Source organism: Moorena sp. SIO4E2 (genome assembly GCF_010671945.1).
In the GTDB taxonomy this organism is placed as follows: domain Bacteria; phylum Cyanobacteriota; class Cyanobacteriia; order Cyanobacteriales; family Coleofasciculaceae; genus Moorena; species Moorena producens.
Map to the genome: position 1 here is coordinate 1 of NZ_JAAHIE010000573.1, position 4,275 is coordinate 4,275.

The following is a 4,275-nucleotide window of genomic DNA, read 5'->3' on the forward strand; positions in this document are numbered from 1 at the left end:
TCTTGTTGATAATAATGCCCTTTTTTTCTCAATAAGCTACAGCTTATTGATACTTGAGCTTACCCTGGGTCTTGGGGGTCTCCCCCATGAGCGACTGCCGTGGTTTCCCCCACTCGCTATTGCATCAAGACAAAGAAGCTCAAGAAGCCAAAACAAATCGACTAAAAATAGGAATAGATACAGTGATTGTCTTGGATAATTCCTCAAGTCATAAAAGTCATCAGGTAAGAGCTAAAGAAAAAGAATGGTTAGAAATGGGATTGTATTTATTCTTTCTGCCAACTTATAGTCCAGAACTTAATCTAATAGAGGGAGAGTGGCATCAACTTAAAGCGATGCAGCGCGGTCTTGGGGAGGCAGCGCGGTCTTGGGGGTCTCCCCCATGAGCGACTGCCGTGGTTTCCCCCACTCGCTATTGCATCAAGAAACTCATCAAATCTCTGGTCGGTCGAATGTTTGAGGATGAATACGATTTAGCTTTAGCAGTTAAAGAAGGCATAAAAAACCGAAGTTGCCAAGTAGGTTATCAGCTTCAACAGTGGACAATATCTGGAGTAAGGATTCAGGTGTGGGGAGAAGGGATAAGGGAAGGAGCTTCGGGCAAGTGACCAGCAACAGCCATCAGAGCTTGCTCAAAGAAATCCATCACCGAACGTCCCTGAAAACGACAAGTTTGGACAACGGTGAGTAAATTAGCGGTCTGCTCGAATCGTTGGAGGGAACGAGAGCCACCACTAACCTTACGCTTAGTTACCGCCAAGCGTAGAGACCTTTCGGCTAGGTTATTATCCGGTGGGACTTGGGGATGGTCTAAAAAATACCACCATTGGGAGGCTTTCTCTTTGAGGGAGCGCAAAAGTTTCCCCGCTTCAGCCCCAGCAGCTGAACTCCAGGTTTGAACCGTTGTCTGTATCTTCGTTTTGAATTCTCTTACCCACTGTTGGTAATCGGTTGAATCTCCAGTTTGTTGCCAGAGACGATAACAGCCAAAGGCTTCATCAATCAGTTCAACAAAGGCTTCTCCAATGGCTCGGTTGTGAAGTCCAGGTTGTTTGATTAACCTGAGAAAGTGACGGCGCAGATGGGCTAAACACTTCTGTTGATCCTTGACCTCATAGCCATTGTAGACACTGTAATCATCCGTAATCAGAACCCCGTCATAGGTCTGTCCCAACTGGCTAATCAGTTCCCCTCGCGAGCGTGTATCTCCAGCATGAAATAGACAGAACTGGGGATGGCTCAGTACCCAGAGCCATTCTTTAATGCCCTTGACCGCCCACGGCGTTTCATCCACGTGCAGATTGGGTTGTTCAACAGCCACCCAGGTTCTCAGAGCCTCAACGCTCCCTTGGCTTGCTGTTGCTAGTCGTTGGTTGGTGTTCACCAACGTTCCCACTCCAATATTGATCCCACCGAGTTCCCACAACATCTGAAGTTGTTTGGAGTAAGGCAGATGTCCGTAGTTTCCCAGCCATCCGAGTAATCCTTGCAACCGCACGCCCAAATCTTGTCCAGGGATGAGCGAATCAGGCCACGGTACCGTAGCTCTTACCCCACATTCGATACACTGACAATAGTGGCGTTGATATTCTACGATTTCTATGGGTCGCTCCACCAGCTGAGCTACTTGTTGAGTTTCGACTTTGACCGAAGGGGTTTCCATCAGACTCCCACCGCAGGAAGGGCATTGCTGGGGACTAAGTATAACGAGCGCGGTCTACTCGTCCAAACCCTTTGCGGGTCTTTCCTTTGTGTCCAGGCTGCCCTCCGGGTTTCAAATTGCCTGGACTCTCGGATTAATCCTGCAAGTCCTGCTTCTTTTCGGGCTTTTTGAGCAAGTCCCTTGATGGTGGTAGAGATGAGTTTTTCGAGTCTAGGTCTCGGCTGAGTTTTAGTCTTTCTATTTCTTCAACCAGGCTTTCGATCAGTGAGTGCTGTTGCTTTAGCTGTTTTTTTTGCTCCACTACCAGCTGCACCAGTTCTTCCTTGGACAACTGGTTATACTGAACTGTGTCTGGGGTTAGTGAGAAGCTACACATTCTTCTGATGATTCTCCAGCTCCATCCCGGACTTTGTCAAGCCCCTACCTGAATCCTTACTATCTGGAAATGTAGATAGTAAAAATGATTAACTTTTTAACGTTTAATTAAGCCCACCTACTTAGTTCCTTTACGTAAGGCGGTCGAACTTACGGGATGATCGGGGAACACTCTGAGGAAGTATGCGGACAATGGCACAATCAGGTGCGAAAAAACTCCTGGGGGAACCAGGCTCTTTGATACAGAAAGCCTGCTCAGATTCGGGCACAAAAAGGGAGGAGTGGTTCCGGTTCGTCGATTCAGTATTGGGTATTGCCGAGTCAGCACCCACAAACAAAAAGACGACCTCGCCAGGCAAGTCGCCTACCTCCACTCCCTCTTCCCGGAAGCAGAAATCATCAAAGACATCGGGTCAGGACTCAACTACAAAAGGAAAGGTCTTAGAACCATATTGGAACGAATTGTGCGCGGAGATAAGCTCACAATTATTGTTACCTGTAGAGACAGACTCACCCGATTCGGGTTTGAACTTATTGAGTACTTGGTTAGAAGTTACCGTAAGAGTAGTGCAGCCTTTATAGTTGGTAAATTATGCAGCATAGGGTAAAGGTTTTGTAGTAAGGCTGCACTACTCTAAGGTTTCATCTCCGGTTGGTCTCAACGGTGGGAAAATCTTGGTTCTCGACCAACCTGAAAGCTGTCCCGAATCCGAACTTACCGCAGATCTTCTCTCCGGAGACGAAACCTTAGAATAAAGAAGCCTTATTTCATAAGTTTTAACCTTTTTACCCATAGCCTGTCGCCTATAAAGGCTTCTTTATTCTTACGGTAACTTCAAAATCATTCACGTCTTTTCTTGCCGGGTCCACGGACTATGGAAATACGGGAAGAAAATCGAAGAAGATAAGAGTGTTCCTAAGCCCTGAACAGCGATCTACTGTTCGCAAATGGTTTGGGGTATCCCGTTACGTATTTAACAAAACCGTCAAAATCCTTCAAAGCGGTGAGGTTAAGGCCAATTGGAAAGCCATTAAAACCGACATTTTAAACGACCTACCCGAGTGGTGCAAGCCAGTACCTTATCAAATCAAGTCTATAGCGATAAAGGATGCTTGCACCGCCGTCCGGGAGGCGAAAAAGAAGTACAAAAAGACTTTTCAGATTAATCGGGTTAGATTTAGGTCTCGTAAAAACCCAAGACAGTCTTGCTACATCCCAAAGTCGGCAGTATCTCAGAAGGGCGTCTACCACACCAAACTAGGGGAAATATCCTATGCAGAGTCTCTCCCCAGCAATATTGGTGATTGCAGACTAACCAGCCACAATGGGGATTATTACTTGGTAGTCCCCCATGAAGCAACGAAAGATGAAACCGATAACCAAGGGCGAGTAGTTGCTTGCTTACCCTGTACTCAGAACATTTTTAACCTTTTTTAGTGAGACTTCTGTCGGAAAGATTGGGCACGGAGACTTCTCCCGAATTCAAAGACTTTGCCAACATCTAGATAAGCTATTGTCGAGAGTAAGTAAAGCTAAACGTGGGCAAAAGCGTCGAATGAGGAAAGCTGTTCGACGGATGATTATCAGGATTCAAAACCTGATAGATGAACTCCATCACAAAGCAGCTAGGTTCCTTGTGGACAACTTTGATGTGATACTACTTCCCACTTTTGATACTAAATCCGGTTTATAAAAGCTTATAAACTTTAGTCATAAGTTAACCAATGATAATTAGTTAAATTTTTAATCTCTGAGGTCATGGTTTGAAGGAGCTGACAACGAGTTACTAAACGTTCTTCAATTTCATCTATAGTTTGAAAATATTCATTCACCAGAGGTTCATCTATCAAAGACCACAATCTCTCTGCTGGTTGTAGTTCCGGAGAGTAAGGAGGAAGAAATTTCACAATTATTCCCTCTGGTATTTTTCCCTGTTGACTCCGATGCCATCCGGCATTATCTTCTACTAAAAGAATAACTTTTTTAGGTTCCCTTGACCCAAGGTCAAGGGCTTCTTGATAAATTCCCACATCTAATGCGAAGGCTTGATAGACTAAACTTAACCATTGATTGTTAACTCTTGGTATTAAATAGCAGAGAGTTACTCTCGGGAGCATCCCATTTTGGAAAAAAGAGACAATTTATTCGCGATTTATAATCGCGAATAATATCCCGACTTAGATATCTTTAAGCTCGGAGTCGAAAGAAATATCTAATAAGCTATTTTTAAGAGAAT

3 protein-coding genes and 2 pseudogenes are annotated in these 4,275 nt (G+C 44.9%); 3 read left to right on the forward strand and 2 right to left on the reverse strand.

Annotated elements, in window-relative coordinates:
• Positions 1-86: 86 nt before the first annotated feature.
• The gene (locus F6K37_RS33220) at positions 87-386 is read left to right on the forward strand and encodes a transposase (RefSeq protein ID WP_287254931.1); all 300 of its coding nucleotides are present in this window, start codon (positions 87-89) and stop codon (positions 384-386) included.
• 176 nt (positions 387-562) lie between these two features.
• On the opposite strand, the pseudogene tnpC reads toward F6K37_RS33220, so the two are convergent.
• A pseudogene (gene tnpC, locus F6K37_RS33225) lies at positions 563-2,039 on the reverse strand (IS66 family transposase).
• Positions 2,040-2,238: 199 nt separating this feature from the next.
• Between tnpC and F6K37_RS33230 the strand changes: the two are divergent.
• Positions 2,239-2,646, forward strand: a complete 408-nt coding sequence (locus F6K37_RS33230) for a recombinase family protein (RefSeq protein ID WP_287254937.1) — start codon at positions 2,239-2,241, stop codon at positions 2,644-2,646.
• 212 nt (positions 2,647-2,858) lie between these two features.
• A pseudogene (locus F6K37_RS45805) lies at positions 2,859-3,717 on the forward strand (helix-turn-helix domain-containing protein); the annotation flags it as partial.
• Positions 3,718-3,745: 28 nt separating this feature from the next.
• Here the strand turns inward: F6K37_RS45805 and F6K37_RS33240 are convergent.
• Positions 3,746-4,156, reverse strand: coding sequence for a transposase (locus F6K37_RS33240; protein ID WP_287254935.1), 411 nt, complete (start codon positions 4,154-4,156; stop codon positions 3,746-3,748).
• Positions 4,157-4,275 lie beyond the last annotated feature (119 nt).

Bases quoted from the DNA above. Each gene is read 5' to 3' on its own strand.
- F6K37_RS33220 (WP_287254931.1), top strand. From the start codon at position 87: ATGAGCGACTGCCGTGGTTTCCCCCACTCGCTATTGCATCAAGACAAA.
- F6K37_RS33240 (WP_287254935.1), bottom strand. From the start codon at position 4,156: ATGCTCCCGAGAGTAACTCTCTGCTATTTAATACCAAGAGTTAACAAT.